General features: G+C 57.5%; 16 protein-coding genes and 2 pseudogenes. 15 read left to right on the top strand and 3 right to left on the bottom strand.

Annotation, left to right across the window (positions count from 1 at the left end):
• Positions 1-64 precede the first annotated feature (64 nt).
• Together MesoLj_RS33395 and sctJ are read left to right on the top strand one after the other, a co-directional pair.
• Positions 65-568 carry a nodulation protein NolB gene (locus tag MesoLj_RS33395; protein ID WP_010913967.1) on the top strand — a complete coding sequence of 168 codons (504 nt, stop codon included), beginning with the start codon at positions 65-67 and terminating at the stop codon, positions 566-568.
• Between the two features lie 9 nt (positions 569-577).
• A complete protein-coding gene (gene sctJ, locus MesoLj_RS33390) occupies positions 578-1441 on the top strand; it encodes a type III secretion system inner membrane ring lipoprotein SctJ (RefSeq protein ID WP_202323975.1) in 864 nt (287 codons plus the stop codon).
• Between the two features lie 193 nt (positions 1442-1634).
• On the opposite strand, the gene MesoLj_RS36695 is transcribed toward sctJ, so the two are convergent.
• A complete protein-coding gene (locus MesoLj_RS36695; protein WP_157866081.1) occupies positions 1635-1907 on the bottom strand; it encodes a hypothetical protein in 273 nt (90 codons plus the stop codon).
• A gap of 170 nt (positions 1908-2077) precedes the next feature.
• On the opposite strand from MesoLj_RS36695, the gene sctL reads away from it, so the two are divergent.
• The 12 genes from sctL (at position 2078) to MesoLj_RS33325 (ending at position 13876) form a co-directional block, all read left to right on the top strand.
• Positions 2078-2701 (top strand): type III secretion system stator protein SctL, encoded by a 624-nt coding sequence (sctL, locus tag MesoLj_RS33380; protein WP_010913970.1) that lies wholly within the window; start codon positions 2078-2080, stop codon positions 2699-2701.
• Complete coding sequence (gene sctN / locus MesoLj_RS33375; RefSeq protein ID WP_096453929.1) at positions 2698-4056, top strand: type III secretion system ATPase SctN; 1359 nt, start codon at positions 2698-2700, stop codon at positions 4054-4056. Before sctL ends, sctN begins: the two co-directional genes overlap by 4 nt.
• Positions 4032-4565: a hypothetical protein gene (locus MesoLj_RS33370; protein ID WP_202323973.1), complete on the top strand. Its 534-nt coding sequence runs from the start codon at positions 4032-4034 to the stop codon at positions 4563-4565. The genes sctN and MesoLj_RS33370 overlap by 25 nt, the downstream gene beginning before the upstream one ends.
• Positions 4566-4581: 16 nt before the next feature.
• The gene (gene sctQ / locus MesoLj_RS33365; RefSeq protein WP_096453933.1) at positions 4582-5658 is read left to right on the top strand and encodes a type III secretion system cytoplasmic ring protein SctQ; all 1077 of its coding nucleotides are present in this window, start codon (positions 4582-4584) and stop codon (positions 5656-5658) included.
• Positions 5651-6316 carry a type III secretion system export apparatus subunit SctR gene (gene sctR / locus MesoLj_RS33360; protein WP_010913974.1) on the top strand — a complete coding sequence of 222 codons (666 nt, stop codon included), beginning with the start codon at positions 5651-5653 and terminating at the stop codon, positions 6314-6316. The genes sctQ and sctR overlap by 8 nt, the downstream gene beginning before the upstream one ends.
• A gap of 29 nt (positions 6317-6345) precedes the next feature.
• Positions 6346-6594, top strand: coding sequence for an EscS/YscS/HrcS family type III secretion system export apparatus protein (locus MesoLj_RS33355; protein WP_010913975.1), 249 nt, complete (start codon positions 6346-6348; stop codon positions 6592-6594).
• Positions 6595-6602: 8 nt separating this feature from the next.
• Positions 6603-7421: a type III secretion system export apparatus subunit SctT gene (gene sctT, locus MesoLj_RS33350; RefSeq protein WP_010913976.1), complete on the top strand. Its 819-nt coding sequence runs from the start codon at positions 6603-6605 to the stop codon at positions 7419-7421.
• The gene (locus tag MesoLj_RS33345; RefSeq protein WP_010913977.1) at positions 7418-8455 is read left to right on the top strand and encodes an EscU/YscU/HrcU family type III secretion system export apparatus switch protein; all 1038 of its coding nucleotides are present in this window, start codon (positions 7418-7420) and stop codon (positions 8453-8455) included. The genes sctT and MesoLj_RS33345 overlap by 4 nt, the downstream gene beginning before the upstream one ends.
• A 975-nt stretch (positions 8456-9430) precedes the next feature.
• The gene (locus MesoLj_RS33340) at positions 9431-9751 is read left to right on the top strand and encodes a hypothetical protein (RefSeq protein ID WP_044551341.1); all 321 of its coding nucleotides are present in this window, start codon (positions 9431-9433) and stop codon (positions 9749-9751) included.
• Between the two features lie 392 nt (positions 9752-10143).
• On the top strand, positions 10144-11034 hold the full coding sequence (locus tag MesoLj_RS33335; protein WP_010913978.1) for a SctD/MshK family protein: 891 nt from the start codon (positions 10144-10146) through the stop codon (positions 11032-11034).
• A gap of 238 nt (positions 11035-11272) precedes the next feature.
• Positions 11273-13318, top strand: coding sequence for a type III secretion system export apparatus subunit SctV (gene sctV / locus MesoLj_RS33330; protein WP_010913979.1), 2046 nt, complete (start codon positions 11273-11275; stop codon positions 13316-13318).
• Positions 13319-13378: 60 nt separating this feature from the next.
• Positions 13379-13876, top strand: a complete 498-nt coding sequence (locus MesoLj_RS33325; protein ID WP_010913980.1) for a tetratricopeptide repeat protein — start codon at positions 13379-13381, stop codon at positions 13874-13876.
• A 110-nt stretch (positions 13877-13986) separates the two neighbouring features.
• Here MesoLj_RS33325 and MesoLj_RS33320 read toward each other — a convergent pair.
• Positions 13987-14261: pseudogene (locus MesoLj_RS33320) on the bottom strand (IS110 family transposase); the annotation flags it as partial.
• Between MesoLj_RS33320 and MesoLj_RS36920 the strand changes: the two are divergent.
• Positions 14262-14565: pseudogene (locus MesoLj_RS36920) on the top strand (transposase); the annotation flags it as partial. It abuts the pseudogene before it with no gap.
• A gap of 44 nt (positions 14566-14609) precedes the next feature.
• On the opposite strand, the gene MesoLj_RS33310 reads toward MesoLj_RS36920, so the two are convergent.
• Positions 14610-15320 (bottom strand): IS6 family transposase, encoded by a 711-nt coding sequence (locus MesoLj_RS33310; protein ID WP_202327575.1) that lies wholly within the window; start codon positions 15318-15320, stop codon positions 14610-14612.
• Positions 15321-15350 lie beyond the last annotated feature (30 nt).

Genomic DNA, 15350 nt, shown 5'->3' with positions numbered 1-15350 from the left:
ACCTGATAACGAATGACGAAGGGCCGAGTTCGCTCCGGTCAAAGAGGAAGCTATCGGGTCTTTCATGATGATCCCTATCACGTCGATCACTGCCACTTTAACGGACTGTCTGGCCAGGGCCGGGTCACCGTCGTTCAGCGAGCAAGCCCAGTTTGAGCGCGCTTTGGCGCACGCGGCCGACTCGCTGAAAAACGATGCCGCATCGGCGCCATCGAGGGTGCCAGTTCCTCCGGCGATGGCTCTTCAACGCGCGGCTACGCAGATGAGTCCCTTGGGGGACCGCGTGTTGCAGACGATTTCTGCGATGTACCCAGACCGTGCTGTTAATTCGGCTGCGCTCGACCAGCAGGTAGGCCTTTTCAAGGGCGCTCTACCTAGGCCGCAGAAGCTTCCTGCCGAAGGTGATGCGGGAACCGGAACGTCAGGCGTTCCGCAAGGACGGCATGATTTCGAAACAATGATTGCTGGTCTGCGGGATATGTACAATGGCGTCACTCAGGTTGCGCTTGTTTCCAAAGGTGTCAGCGGCATCACCTCATCTGTAAATAAACTTCTAAAGGAAGGCTGAACCGCGCACATGATTGGCTTAGCCCAGGAAATCATGCCTGGCACGTGCGGTCGGAGGTCACTTCGCCTTATCGTGCTGCCACTCCTCGTGGCCCTCGGCGGTTGCAAGGTGGATCTCTACACGCAACTGCAGGAGCGCGAGGCGAATGAAATGCTCGCCCTTCTGATGGACAACGGAGTTGATGCGGTTCGGGTCGCTGCCAAGGATGGGACTAGCACGGTCCAGGTTGACGAAAAGCTGCTCGCTTACTCAATCGACCTCCTGAATGGCAAGGGATTGCCGCGCCAGTCATTCAAGAACCTCGGAGAGATTTTCCAAGGATCAGGCCTCATTGCCTCGCCGACCGAGGAACGTGCCCGTTATGTTTATGCGCTCAGCGAAGAGTTGTCCCGCACGATCAGCGATATCGATGGCGTATTCTCTGTACGTGTCCACGTAGTTCTGCCGCATAACGACCTTTTGCGAGCAGGCGCCACGCCATCCTCGGCTTCGGTCTTTATCAGGCACGACGCCAAAGCAGATCTCTCGGTTCTGCTGCCGAAGATAAAGATGCTCGTGGCCGACAGCATCGAAGGGTTGTCCTACGACAAGGTCGAAGTGGTTTTGGTGTCGGTGGAGCGTTCCGCGCCTGAGCAACGGTCCGTGCCGGCGACTGTTTTGGCCCAAGCGTCCAGGCCCGTTCCAGCGCCACTTTTGGCCAGCTTAACCGGTATTGCCGCAGCTGTGTTCGCAGTGGCGTGCTATCTCTTAGTCACCGGTCTTAGCCGCCGGCGCAAGCAGTCAGCGGGCGAAGTTCCCAAGCTCGAGCGGCGGTCGGGTGTTTCCGCACTCGATGCCATTCGCAAAAAGACACCGGCGATAGCGCCTCAGTGACATGTCAATGCCAATGCCGATACTGACCGCCCAACCTGATGGTTCGTTCCAATTGCCTTCCTTGGGTCGGAGCGAGCTTGCTGCTTCGGCCCATCCTACCCGTCTTGGCGCGCGTCTTGATCCGGCGTTATCGGCTGCTACGTTGGCTCAGTTGCAGAAGTGTCCCAGACTGCAGCGAAGACTAACAGAATTGTTACTCGACAATGATTCGAAGTCGAATGATGTTGAGCGGGGGCTGGACCTTCTGCGCGGTAATGATCCGCTTCGGGCTGCCCTCCTTGCAGGTAGTGCATGGCATGCCCGATCGCTGCTTAAGCTTGTCTCTCAGCCTGACCTCACAGTGCTCATTCAACGTATCGGCGCTGATGCCCATGCGTTTGGAATCCGACATCTGGCGCATTCCATTGCGGACAGATTGATCGCGGATCCGGGAAAACTCGCGCACCAAATTGAACACGATGGACACGCCTGTCTTGGTGCCTGGCTCCATCACAGTCCAGTGATGGAGCGCAACCGCGTGCTCCTACGCTTGCCTGTAGGAACCGCCGCCGACAATCCAGAGCCTAAGCACGGGAACGCCGCAGGCCAGTTGTTGTCGCTTGTGGTACGCCATTTTGAGGCGGAGAACCCGCCGATATGACAGCCGATATTTCCGTGGCGCCGGCAGCGCCGCAGATGCGCCCATTGGGGCCACTGATACCGGCGAGCGAGCTCGAAATCTGGGATAATGCCGCAAAAGCGTGTGCCGCCGCAGAACGGCATCAGCAGCACGTACGCAGTTGGGCACGCGCGGCGTATCAGCGTGAGTTGGCGCGCGGCCATACCGAGGGCCTGAATGCAGGCGCGGAGGAAATGGCGGCGCTGATTTCGCAGGCGGTTGCCGAAGTCGCACGACGAAAGGCGGTTCTGGAGCAGCAATTGCCGCAGCTCGTGCTTGAGATACTAAGCGAGCTTCTAGGAGCGTTCGATCCGGGCGAACTGTTGGTCATGGCTGTTCGCCACGCCATTGAGCGCCAATACAGCGGCGCGGAAGTCTGCCTCCATGTGTATCCGACGCAAGTGGACATGCTTGCGCGAGAGTTTGCGGGATGGGACGGCCAGGATGGTCGGCCAAGGGTTCGGATCAAACCGGATCCGACGTTATCGCCGCGACGCTGCGTGCTGTGGAGCGAGTACGGCAATGTCGATCTGGGGCTTGATGCGCAGATGCGCGCGTTGCGTCTCGGCTTCGGGTCGCTTTCTGAAAAAGGCGAACTGTGACAACGCAGGTATCAGAACATAATCACGACGATGCGATCTGCCCTGTCGATCCGGCGATCTCGTCTTTGAGAGCTACGGCAAAGGGGATCGACACGCGCGTCGTGCGCGGCAGGATCACGCGGGCTGTCGGCACACTGGTCCATGCCGTCCTGCCAGACACTCGTATTGGAGAACTTTGCCTCCTACAGGACCCACGAACCGGACTGTCGCTGGAAGCTGAGGTGATCGGCCTGTTGGATGATGGCGTATTGCTGACGCCGATCGGCGACCTGGTCGGCCTCTCCAGCCGCGCGGAAGTCGTGGCCACTGGACGAATGCGTGAAGTACCCGTCGGCAACGATTTACTTGGCCGGGTGATTGACAGTCGCTGCCGTCCATTGGACGGCAAAGGCCAAATCGAGACCACAGAAACTCGGCCGCTGCACGGCAGAGCTCCAAATCCAATGACAAGGCGCATGATTGAACGGCCCTTGCCCCTTGGGGTGCGTGTTCTGGATGGTCTCCTGACGTGCGGCGAGGGCCAGCGGATCGGGATTTACGGCGAGCCAGGTGGTGGCAAGTCGACCTTATTGTCACAGATCGTAAAAGGTGCCGCCGCTGACGTTGTCATAGTCGCATTGATAGGCGAACGAGGACGTGAAGTTCGTGAATTCATCGAGAGGCATCTCGGGGAAGAGGGCCTTCGCCGTGCCGTCGTTGTTGTTGAAACGTCCGACCGCTCGGCTGTTGAGCGGGCGCAATGTGCTCCGATGGCGACAGCGCTCGCGGAATATTTTCGCGAACAAGGGCTACGCGTTGCTCTCATGCTGGACTCGCTGACACGCTTCTGCCGCGCCATGCGTGAAATAGGCCTTGCTGCGGGCGAGCCGCCGACGCGACGGGGCTTCCCTCCTTCCGTTTTCAGCATGCTGCCAGGCCTGCTTGAGCGCGCCGGCATGAGTGAGCGTGGCTCAATCACGGCGTTCTATACCGTGCTTGTAGAAGGCGATGGCACAGGGGATCCAATCGCTGAAGAGTCGCGCGGCATTCTCGATGGCCATGTCGTGCTCTCGCGCGCTATTGCGGCGCGATCGCATTTCCCCGCTATCGATGTACTACAGAGTCGCAGCCGCGTGATGGATGCGGTCGTTTCGCGGACACATCGCAAGGCGGCATCCTTCTTTCGTGAACTCCTTTCCCGGCATGCCGAGACCGAGTTCTTGATCAACGTCGGAGAATACAAGCAAGGCGGCGATCCCCTGACGGACCGGGCTGTCGAGTCAATAGACGAACTGAGGGAGTTTTTGCGCCAGAGCGAAGACGAGATCTCAGGGTTTGAGGAAACGGTCGCATGGATGTCGCGTCTGACCGCGTAAATCATGTTCAGGCTTCCAGGTTACGGGTCTTGAAGGAAATGCAAGAGCGTCGTGCCCTTAGTGAGCTGTCCAAGAAGGAAGCCGAGCGCCGTATGGCCACCTTAGCCGCACAGAATGCCTCCCGAGAGCTTGCCATGGCACAACAACATTGCGCAACGGCGGAAGCAGCGCTCTACCAGGAGCTGATGACTCTCGAAAACTTGTCTAACGCCGCGCTTGACCGGCACCACCTGCATGTTGAGCGGCTTGCAACTGAAATCACACGCCGACGGCAGATGCTTGGTAATGCGCGAATCGCCCAAGAAAAGGCGGAGACAGCGGCGTCCGAGACGAGGGACCTATGGGTCGCATGTTCGGCGGCTACGCACAAATGGCGCCAGATCGAGGACGACGTCGGGCGCGCCGTCGAGATCCGTTCGGAGGCCGCAGGCGAGATCGAGGCCGACGATGAGATACTGCTTCGATTTGGCAGGGGACCGCTTTCCCAGGTCGCGAAACGGATTCGATAACCTGCAGGTCCTCCGAATGACAGAACGGTGCAGCTTTTTGGCAGCCGCTTTGGTGAGCCCCCCTCTATTGGAACCAGCGCTGACACTGTCCCACGAGGTCGCCTCGTGGCTCAATGACACTGCGGCTTCGCGCGGACCGTTTCAGACCCGGATCAACGACGTGCCACTGTCGGTGCGTGTGGCAGGGCTTGTCTGGCAGGAGAATTTTGCCGCCATTCCAATGCTCGACTGCATTTGTAGGGTCGGAGCTGAGACGGTCGTGCTGTCGATATCGCGGTCGCTCGTAGAGGGGCTCATCGCAACAGTGCAGAATGGGCTGACTTTCCCTTCCGAGCCAACGGCTTCACTCATTGTTGAACTTGCACTTGAGCCACTTATTGCTCGACTGGAGTATAGGACTCAGCTGAACGTGCAGCTCGTGCGCGTGTTTGAAGCCGCGACACTGGCTCCTTATCTCGAACTGGATATCGACTTCGGCCCGGTCAGTGGCAAGGGTCGTCTGTTCCTGTTCTCGCCTCTCGATGGCTTGGTGCCGTCTGCGTTTCGTGCTCTGGGCGAACTGTTTGGCCAGTTACCGCGACAGCCGCGCGGATTACTTTCAGACCTCCCGATCGTGGTTGCAGGAGAGATCGGCACGCTGCACGTTCCTGCGGCGATTCTTCGAAAAGCATGTGCCGGTGATGCTCTGTTGCCGGACCTGGCGCCGTTCGGCCGGGGCGAGATCGCCCTATCTTTGGGCCAGTTGTGGGCCAGCGCCGATCTTGAGGGCGACCAGCTAGTCCTGCACGGGCCTTTCCGCCCGCGTTCCTATTCTTTGGAGAATGCGCATATGACACAACTTGGATCGCAACTAGGGCCGACGGAGGATCTCGACGATGTCGAGATCATGCTTGTCTTTGAATGCGGTCGCTGGCCTATTCCTCTAGGGGAATTAAGAAGTGCCGGCGAAGGGCATATTTTCGAACTTGGACGGCCGATTCAGGATCCGGTCGATATACTTGCCAACGGTCAGTGTATCGGGCGTGGCGACATCGTGCGCATTGGAGATACGCTGGGCATCAGGCTCCGTGGCCGGTTGGGATGCAATGACTGAGCTCCAGCCGCCAATCCTGGCGCTTCTCGCAGTTACCGCCGGACTGGGTCTGCTGGTTTTAGTGGTCGTCACGACCACGGCCTTTGTAAAGGTATCGGTTGTTCTTTTCCTCGTGCGCAATGCGCTCGGGACTCAGACGATACCACCTAACATAGCGCTGTACGCTGTCGCATTGATCCTCACCATGTTTCTTAGCGCGCCCGTTGTTGAACAGACCTATGATCGGATGACCGATCCGAAGCTACATTATCAGACGTTCGACGACTGGGTAAGCGCCGCCAAATCCGGGAGCGAGCCCCTGCGTGATCATCTTAAGAAGTTCACAAATGAGGAGCAGCGACAGTTTTTCCTCTCGTCTACCGAAAAAGTCTGGCCAGCGGAAATGCGTGCCAAAGCCACAGTTGATGATTTGTCCATTCTGGTTCCATCTTTTCTAATTTCAGAGCTAAAGCGCGCGTTTGAGATCGGATTTCTTCTTTATCTTCCTTTCATCGTTATTGATCTTATTGTGACGACAATTTTGATGGCGATGGGCATGTCTATGGTATCCCCGACGCTTATATCTGTCCCTTTCAAACTCTTCGTGTTCGTCGCTATTGATGGCTGGTCGAAATTGATGCACGGGCTTGTGTTGAGTTACACGATACCGGGAGGTTGATTATAGCTGAATCCAGTATTGTCACTCTTATGAGCCAATCGTTGGTGGTATTCATGATCTGGATTCTGCCGCCGCTCATTGCATCGGTGGTCGTTGGCTTGGTCATTGGCATCATCCAGGCGGCAACACAGATCCAGGATGAAAGTTTGCCACTAACCGTCAAGCTTCTGGTTGTTGTCGCGGTTATTGGTTTGTTTGCTCCTGTGCTGAGCGCCCCGCTGATAGAGCTAACCGACCAGATCTTTACCGAGTTTCCCGCCATGACACTTAGCTACTAGTCTCCGCCATGTATGCGTCACCGGCCGAGATTCAGATCCTCATGCATACGGCTATCGAACTCGTCGTAGCAGCCGGTCTTGGCGCAGCGCGCGCGATAGGCATTATGATGATCCTACCGGTATTTACACGTTCTCAGACCGATGGCCTGATCCGCGGCTGCCTGGCTGTCGGCTTCGGATTACCATGTCTGGCACATGTCAGCGACGCGTTGCAGGCGCTGGATCCTGAAACACGTCTGATTGAGGTAGCTCTGCTCGGATTGAAGGAAGTTCTTGTCGGCGCACTACTTGGCACCTTCCTTGGCATTCCCTTATGGGGACTTCAGGCGGCCGGTGAGTTTATCGACAACCAACGCGGCGTCACCAACCCGTCCGCCCCGACCGACCCCGCGACGAATAGTCAGGCTTCCGCCATGGGAGTCTTTCTCGGGATCACTGCGATTGCCATCTTCGTCGCATCAGGGGGGCTGGAAACGTTGATCGGCGCCCTTTATGGCAGCTATTTGATCTGGCCCGTGTATAAGTTTTATCCTACATTGAGCACGCAAGGAGCAATGGAGGTGTTAGGGCTCCTCGACCAGATTATGCGCACGGCGTTATTGGTGTCAGGGCCCGTCGTGTTCTTTATGACGCTGATTGATGTATCCTTTATGCTACTGCGTCGCTTTGCGCCGCAATTCAAATTGACCCAACTGTCCCCGGCGATCAAGAATCTTGTCTTTCCGATTCTCATGGTTACATACGCTGGCTATCTCGTAGAGGGTATGAAACTGGAGATCACACAAGCGAATGGCGCGCTCGAGTGGTTCGATAGATTGCTGAAATGAGCGACTCGAGCGAAGAGAAGACACACGCCGCCACCCCCAAAAAGCTAAACGATGCACGCAAAAAAGGGCAGCTGCCACATAGCTCCGATTTCGTTCGCGCGGTCGGCACTTGCGCTGGTCTCGGATACCTTTGGCTAAGAGGCAGCGCGATCGAAGACAAATGCCGCGAAGCGCTACTATTTGTCGACAAGCTGCAGAACCTGCCATTTGACTTCGCGGTCCGGCAGGCGCTGGTTGTGCTTGCCGAACTCACCTTGGCAACTGTTGGCCCGCTGCTTGGAACGCTTGTCGCGGCGGTGCTTTTGGCAAGCATATTAGCCAATGGTGGATTTGTTTTCTCTCTCGAGCCAATGACGCCCAACTTCGATAAAATTAATCCTTTTCAAGGGCTGAAGCGCTTGGCGTCTGCGCGTTCGATGGTCGAACTCGGGAAGACGCTGTTTAAAGTATTCGTTCTCGGCGCAACCTTTTCCTTTTGCCTTCTCGGCATGTGGAAGACGATGGTCTATCTGCCGTTCTGCGGCATGGGCTGTTTGGGCCTTGTCGTTACGGGGGCAAAACTGCTGATCGGAATTGGCGCCGGCGCACTTCTGGCCGCTGGCCTGATCGATCTCCTGGTGCAGCGTGCGTTGTTTCTGCGCGAAATGAGGATGACCAAGACTGAAGTCACGCGCGAGCTGAAGGATCAGCAAGGGGCGCCAGAGTTGAAGAGTGAACGACGTCGCATTCGTGACGAGTCAGCTGACGAACCTCCCCTCGGTGTGCATCACGCCACGCTGATCTTCAAAGGAACGGCGATACTGATCGGTCTGCGTTACGTCCGCGGTGAAACCGGGGTGCCCGTCCTGGTTTGCCGCGCCGATGGCGAGCGGGCTTCACACCTGCTTAGCGAGGCGCGAGCGCTACGTCTTGAAATTGTCGACAACGATGTCCTAGCGCATCAGCTCATCGGCAAAACGCAACTGGGCAGACCCATTCCCATGCAATATTTCGAGCCCGTGGCGAGAGCACTCTTCGCCGCAGGATTGGCCTAGCCCTGGGGCCTCTGTGGCCGCCCCGTAACACAAGAGGGCTAGTGCCATTTTGGACGTGATCGGAGTGCGGTCTTCCGTGAGGCCTTTATGTGTAACATTCCTAGCCTGAAAAATTCGTGGGAGTCGGCGGGTTTCATGCAAGACGTTGAACGCATGATTTGGTTGCTCACGCCGATCCGCGCCATTTCACGGAGACCACTTAAGCTGCCGCTGAGCGGTTTGTCATTTGTGGTCGGCAAGCGCGGCGGCGCATGTGGCATGCAGAGCTTTGGAGCGGACAGACGCCGGCCGTGCTGACCCGAGCTGCCTCTGCGGTTTTCCGAGCTCTGATCGGCTGAATTAACGCACAATCCGCCGGGGAGCCACGCCCTTGGATCTCGCTGGATTCGGCGGCGAGCCTGAGCTCCCTCGGTGCAAAAAGGAGGAGCAGCAGCTGAACGCGGGAGCGCATCACCGCACCCAGGTCACACGACCAAGTTCGCACTTTTCCGGCCCGCGATGAATGGGAACGACCTTTCTCCTCAATTTGACAGCACGGCGGGCGTCATCAGCAGCGTTTGCCGGATGTTAGTGAGATCGCCGGGAAGTGCAATTGCGCCGTCGAGGCTGCCGCTCGCTTTGGCGCAGGTCGGTAGCAGAAGACGGTCCGGGCAAGGCGGGGCTCGGGAGTTCGCCTCCCGCGCCCTCAGCCCGCCACCGTGGGAAAGTTGGGAAATGATGATGTCGCAGCAACGAAGCCTCGGAATTTACCGCTACGTTCGAAGAATGTCAGGCCTCCTGTCAGGCGCTATTCCTTTGGCAGAAGCGCAGTACCCACTTTTCACCACTTTGCAGGAGGCCGAACCCTGCTCGATCATTATTTTCCGGTAGCCCGCTTTTTGTCCAGACTCGTCAGGTTCTCGAAAGCTCCTGCTCGTAGCCTGATGAGATTATCTTTAGGCGTCGGCGCCAATGGAACGCATGCAGGAGTACTTGATGGCCGCAGCAATTGGGAGTGGATTTGGCAACATTTCCTTAGCTCGCAGGGGGCATGGAGATCCGAAAAGCCAACCAGAGCAACCTGACAAGCCGGGTAGCGGGAATGATGACCCTAACAAACCGGGTAGCGGGAACAATGACCCAAACAAGCCGGTTGGCGGGAAAGATCCTGTGGACGGTCAGACTATCTCTGGGGATGATCAGCAAGCTCTAGCCGAAGCGTTCGACACGGTTCTCCACTCCGTTGCGCTAACTATTTTGAACGATGCCATGGCTGATGCCGACGAGGCTATTGCAGAAACTGAAGAGGATGCCTGACGTGGATGGTCTGCGTCAGGATGTGTGTGCCGTGCTGACGGGCGCGGTTTGAACAGAAGGAAAACGTTATGAGTAAAGCAGGTACTGGCACCAGTGCGGCTGGCACTGGGACTTCGGTGGCTACAGACGTAGGTACCAGAGTCGCGGGGAAAGCCGCTTTCGAGGCGCAAATCGCGGATCTAACGGCGGCTAGCTTGGAGGCTACGGCTAGGAGTATACAGCTGCGCACCGTTACGACCAACCTCAACACAATCAAGAAAGCGGCCGACGAGCGCGTTCAGTAGGTTCGGAAGCAGGGGTTCCCGATCGCGTCGCCAGGTGGCGCGATGTGGAACCGAAATGAGCCGCACGGCAATTGCCGTGCGGCTTCTCTCTTGTTCGGGAGAACATCCTTGAATGACGCCGTTTCTCTTGATTTCGAAGTTCTGTCGGGGCTCTATTGCGGGCTGACGGGTAAGACTGCTCTCGAAACGAGCTTAATCGGCTGCGGCTTAGACGCCGATATGATCTTCGTCGAGCAAGGATTGGCACCGCATCATTTTCGTATAACGCTCCTTGGCAACTCGATCGAGGTCGAGGCGCTTGCGGCCGGACTCAGCATCAAGGGTAAGCGGAATATCGCCGCGGGCGAGTGCGTTGTGGTGCCACTTCCTGTCGTCGTTCTCGCAGGCGAGATGTCCATTCTCTGGTCCGTGCAGGATGAAGTGACAAGTGGTCCGATAGGCATACCACGCCTCTCGATGCGTGTTCTGGCCACGGTGATAGTCAGCTCTCTAGCGGTCGGTATGCTCTCAGCCTTTTTTTCCTATAATGGGGACGGTGGTGCATCGAGACCCAATTCACCCAGTGCCGATCATGAGTCGAAGCGGACCAACCACCGCGCCGACGACCAGATTGCGGAGGCAGCGGCTAAAGAGCTGCAGGAGGAAGTCGATAGAGCGGGCCTACTCAATGTTAAGGTCGGCTCGGCAAAGGACACTGTGACGGCGGAGGGTACCGTCACGTCTGAATCGGTCATCAGTTGGCGGAAGCTCCAGCAGTGGTTCGATCATCGCACCAAGGGCGCCCTGACACTGGTCAATGGAGTGCTCATAAAAGACGAAAAGGCGCCATCCGCAATCGCAGTTGAAGCCGTTTGGCGTGGCCCGCAACCGTATCTTGTCATAGGTGGTGAGAAGTATTTTGTTGGCGCCGTTCTGGATGATGGATGGACGGTCGACAGGATCGAGGACGGTCGTGTGCTGCTGAGCCGTAATGGCCGCCTTGCTGCTCTCCCGTATTAGTCCGCAGGCCCTATCAAGCAGAATTGCGTGGTCAGCTACCATTCTGCCGCGCCCACTACCACAACAAACCTGGACAGAGTGAAAACTTGCTGACCACCCAGCTTCGCGCATTCGGGCTCTCATGCCACAGCCTGCTGCTCGCGGGCTGCCCAATGAGGGACTTGGCCCTCGGACTTCGAATGCTACGCTTCACTGCGTAGCAGCAGAATAATTCTCAAGCGATCGTAAAGGGGCCTAGATGGCCAACGTCCTGCGTAAGTTCATCAACCGTTCGCCGGCCAACCCGGACCTGATGGTCGCGTTGATGCTGCTTCTGGCTATCGCTATGATGGTCATGCCTATCCCGATCGTGGTGGTCGACGCGCTGATAGGATTCAATATGGGACTGGCCATCCTGCTGATGATGGTTGCCCTGTATGTCAGTACTCCACTTGATCTTTCCTCTTTGCCCGGCATCATTTTGCTTTCCACGGTGTTCCGCCTGGCGCTCACCGTCGCAACGACGCGCCTGATCCTGGCCGAGGGGGAGGCAGGCGCCATCATCCATACGTTCGGCGATTTCGTGATCTCGGGCAATATCGTGGTCGGTTTCGTCATATTTCTGGTCGTCACCATGGTACAATTCATGGTCCTCGCGAAGGGCGCCGAACGCGTGGCCGAAGTGGCGGCGCGCTTCACGCTCGACGCTCTGCCGGGTAAGCAAATGGCGGTCGACGCAGAGCTACGCAACGGCCACATCGATGCCAACGAATCCCGCAGGCGACGCGCCGCATTGGAGAAGGAAAGCCAACTTTACGGCGCGATGGATGGCGCGATGAAGTTTGTGAAGGGCGATTCCATCGCCGGACTGGTGGTTATCTTCATCAACATGCTGGGTGGGATATCGATCGGCCTGCTCTCGAAGGGCATGTCCTTCGGCGATGTGCTGCATCACTATACTCTGCTAACGATAGGCGATGCATTGATATCGCAGATTCCGGCCCTGCTGCTATCAATTACAGCGGCGACCGTCGTCACTCGTGTCACGGGGGCGGCGAGGGTCAACCTTGGTACCGAAATAGTGAATCAGATCACTGCCAGCAAGCGACCAGTGCGGGTCGCAGCTTGCGTCCTGGTTTTGATGGGGTTCGTTCCTGGCTTCCCCCTGCCCGTCTTTTTGGTGTTGGCCGCAATCTTCGCCGCGATAAGCTTTGTGAAGGGCGATGTTGTCGATACCACAAGTGCAGGGGACACTCAAAAACAAACCGCGCCCGCGCAGGAATGTCCGATCGCTTTCTTCCTTGCGCCAGACCTGATGCATGCGATTGAACAAGTCGAATTGCAGCAGGAGATTGCACGCGTTTCGCAACTACTTTCAGCCGATCTTGGCATTGTCGTTCCCCCCATCCCTGTCACTGTCGACCAGCAGTTGCTGGAGTCTCAGTTTCGAATAGATATCGAGGGGGTGCCAGTTGAACAGGGTGTGTTTGATCCGAGCCAGCTGATGCTCAAAGACGATGTGGCGAACATCGAATCGAGCGGTATCCCGTATCGGCGTGATCCAAAAACGGACAGACTCGTGGCCGACCAAAGCCATGCACCGGCTCTCAAGAGTGCCGGCATCACACATTACGGTCCTGGCGAATTCCTCGCCTTGCGCCTCCATACAGCGTTGACCCGTTTCGCACCCCGATTGATCGGTATTCAAGAGACCCGACAATTGATAGGCCGAATGGAGAAGGACTATTCTGATCTGGTCAAGGAGGTGCTGCGCACGACGCCAATACCTCGGATTGCGGATGTGCTGCGCCGGCTCCTGGATGAAGGAATCCCGATCCGCCACACCCGCCTTCTCTTAGAAGGATTGGCGGAATGGAGCGAACGTGAGCCAAACGTTGCCCTGCTCACGGAATATATTCGTTCTGGTTTGAAGCGTCAGATCTGTCACCGCTATGCCAACACAGAGGGCATCGTGCCCGCCTTGGTCGTCGAACGCCAGAGTGAGGATGTGATGCGCAATGCAGTTCGAGATTCGGCTGCAGGACCCCACCTCGTACTAGAGGACCGGCAAAGCGAAGCGCTGCTGTCACAGGTACGTCAGATCCTTTCGAACACAGCACCGGGTCAGACCCGCCCTGTCGTTTTAACCTCAACGGACATCCGACGCTTCGTCCGCGGCTTTTTCACCAGAAACGGGATCGATGTTGCCGTGCTGTCTTATCAAGATATCGCCTCCGACTTTACAGTTAAACCCGCCGGGTCCGTCAAATTCCCGCATGGATTGATCAGTGGGCTGTCAGAGTAAACCCAATCCGTTTGCCATCGAATGAACGTGATAGCACTCTATGATAATTGGAAACCAAGCATGAATTCACACCAGAATACAGACGGCCGAGCATTTAGGAACTCACTTTTCTTCTCTGTACTCGCCATGCTGCCTCTCGGCGGTTGCGCCAGCTTGGACAAGCCTGCTCTTTCAGTGAGGGAGACGTCATCCCCAGAGCTGCTCAACGCCAACCAAATCGACCCGGCTATGCGAGAACGCATTTTGAGCGCGGTCGGCCAGGATGCACAAGAGCGGGCTCTGCGGGATGAGTTGACGCAGCACCCAGACAATGTCGATGCGGCGATCCGTCTTACGAATGCTTTGGTCGCGCAGAAGCGTCCGCATGAGGCGCTTCAGGTACTGGACAGGCTCTTGGTTGCAGCCCCAGGAAATTTGCGCGCATTGAACGCGAAGGGAGTGATCTTGGACCTTGAGGGGCGGCATGACGCGGCACAGGTGCTGTATCGGCAAGCTCTCGAGACAGAGCCTGGGAATCAGATGGTGCAGCACAATCTCGACCTGTCGCTTGCGTTTTAAAGGAAGTCCGGACCTGAGTGCGTTGGCGCGGTCGCGCTAGCTGTGCACATGCACCGCCCGACACACCTTGGTCAGCGACCGGTTATTTCCAGCACCTCGGCGTCAGCGCCGGCCAGCTCCTGCACACGACCGGCGATGGTGGTTCGCGACCGCGTGCCCAGTTGATACAGGCCTCCCGCAGGATCGTCCGGACCATATTCTCGATGCTGCGCATTTCGTTCAGCACCGGGTGGCGGTGAACGAGGAGAGAACGCCAGAGCCGGCATTGCCAGCTCTTGACATGCACCGGCTGGCCTTCGGCGCGCAATCCGTCGTGAGGCCAGGCCGTCAGCGAGCACGCTTCCAGGTTGACGCGCTCCAGCGGGAGCCCGACTTTGGGCAGCGCGATGCGGGCAAGAAGATCAAAGGCAAGAAGCGGCATATTCTCGTCAATACCAAGGTCTCCTGATGCACGCCCTCGTTCATGCCGCCGACATCCAGGACTGCGATGGCGGCGTGATGGTGATGGCGAAGCTGTTCGGACTCGATCCCTTCCTGTTCAAGCTCTACGCCGGTGGCGGCCATTCCAGGGGCCGGAGTTCCAAAAGGGGCTGAGGAAGACAAATTCAATTTCGAATCGCACCAGGGCGCTCGCCTTCCTCAAGCTGGCCTCCATTCGCCTCATGGTCGGAAGGCTTCGGGCACTGTAAAGTTATCAGCGGATTGATGCAGCGATAGCTGGCCGGGACGGCTGTCACGCTGCGGCGAGACACGCGATTTTGTTCCAGATTTGCATGGCGGCGTTACGCAGGTCTCGATGTTGAGCCGATGACAGCGTATTGCGGGGAAAGTGGAACAGGTTGGCAATCGGATCATGGATGGAAACGAACCGCTGAAGCTGGCGTGCCGACTTGAAGCGTTTCATGGTCCTTTCGCGTCGTCGGGTCGGCTGGTGCGAATTTTCCGCTCGATTATTGAGGCCTTTGTGCGACCGGTGTTCGACACCGGGCATGAGGTCGCGCCTGGCGGCATCATAGGACCGGAGCTTGTCGGTGATCATGACTCGTGGTGTCCGCCCTTGAGCCTTCAGCAACTTGCGCATCAGACGCTTTGCCGCCTTGGCATTTCGGCGGCTTTGCACCAGCACTTCGAGGACCAAGCCGTCCTGATCGACGGCACGCCAGAGCCACTGCTTCTTGCCATTGATGGCCACCACACATTCGTCGAGATGCCATTTGTCGCCCAGGCAGCCGGCTGACCGTCGCTTGATCTCCCGGGCGAAATGCCGCCCGAATTTCTCCGCCCAGCTTCGAATGGTCTGATGCGTGACGATGATGCCGCGGGCCGCCAACATGTCCATGCGCAGGCTGAGCGGAAAGCGAAAGTAGAGCCATACCGCGTGCGCAATGATCTCGGCGGGAAAGCGGTGGCAACGATAAAGCGGATCACGAGCAACTTCTGATATGGCCCATGTTCGCACATCTTCATCAGCCGT

Source organism: Mesorhizobium sp. 113-3-9 (genome assembly GCF_016756515.1).
GTDB lineage: Bacteria > Pseudomonadota > Alphaproteobacteria > Rhizobiales > Rhizobiaceae > Mesorhizobium.
The sequence above is the reverse complement of the archived record's forward strand: the minus strand, read 5'-3'. Positions and strand labels throughout refer to the sequence as shown.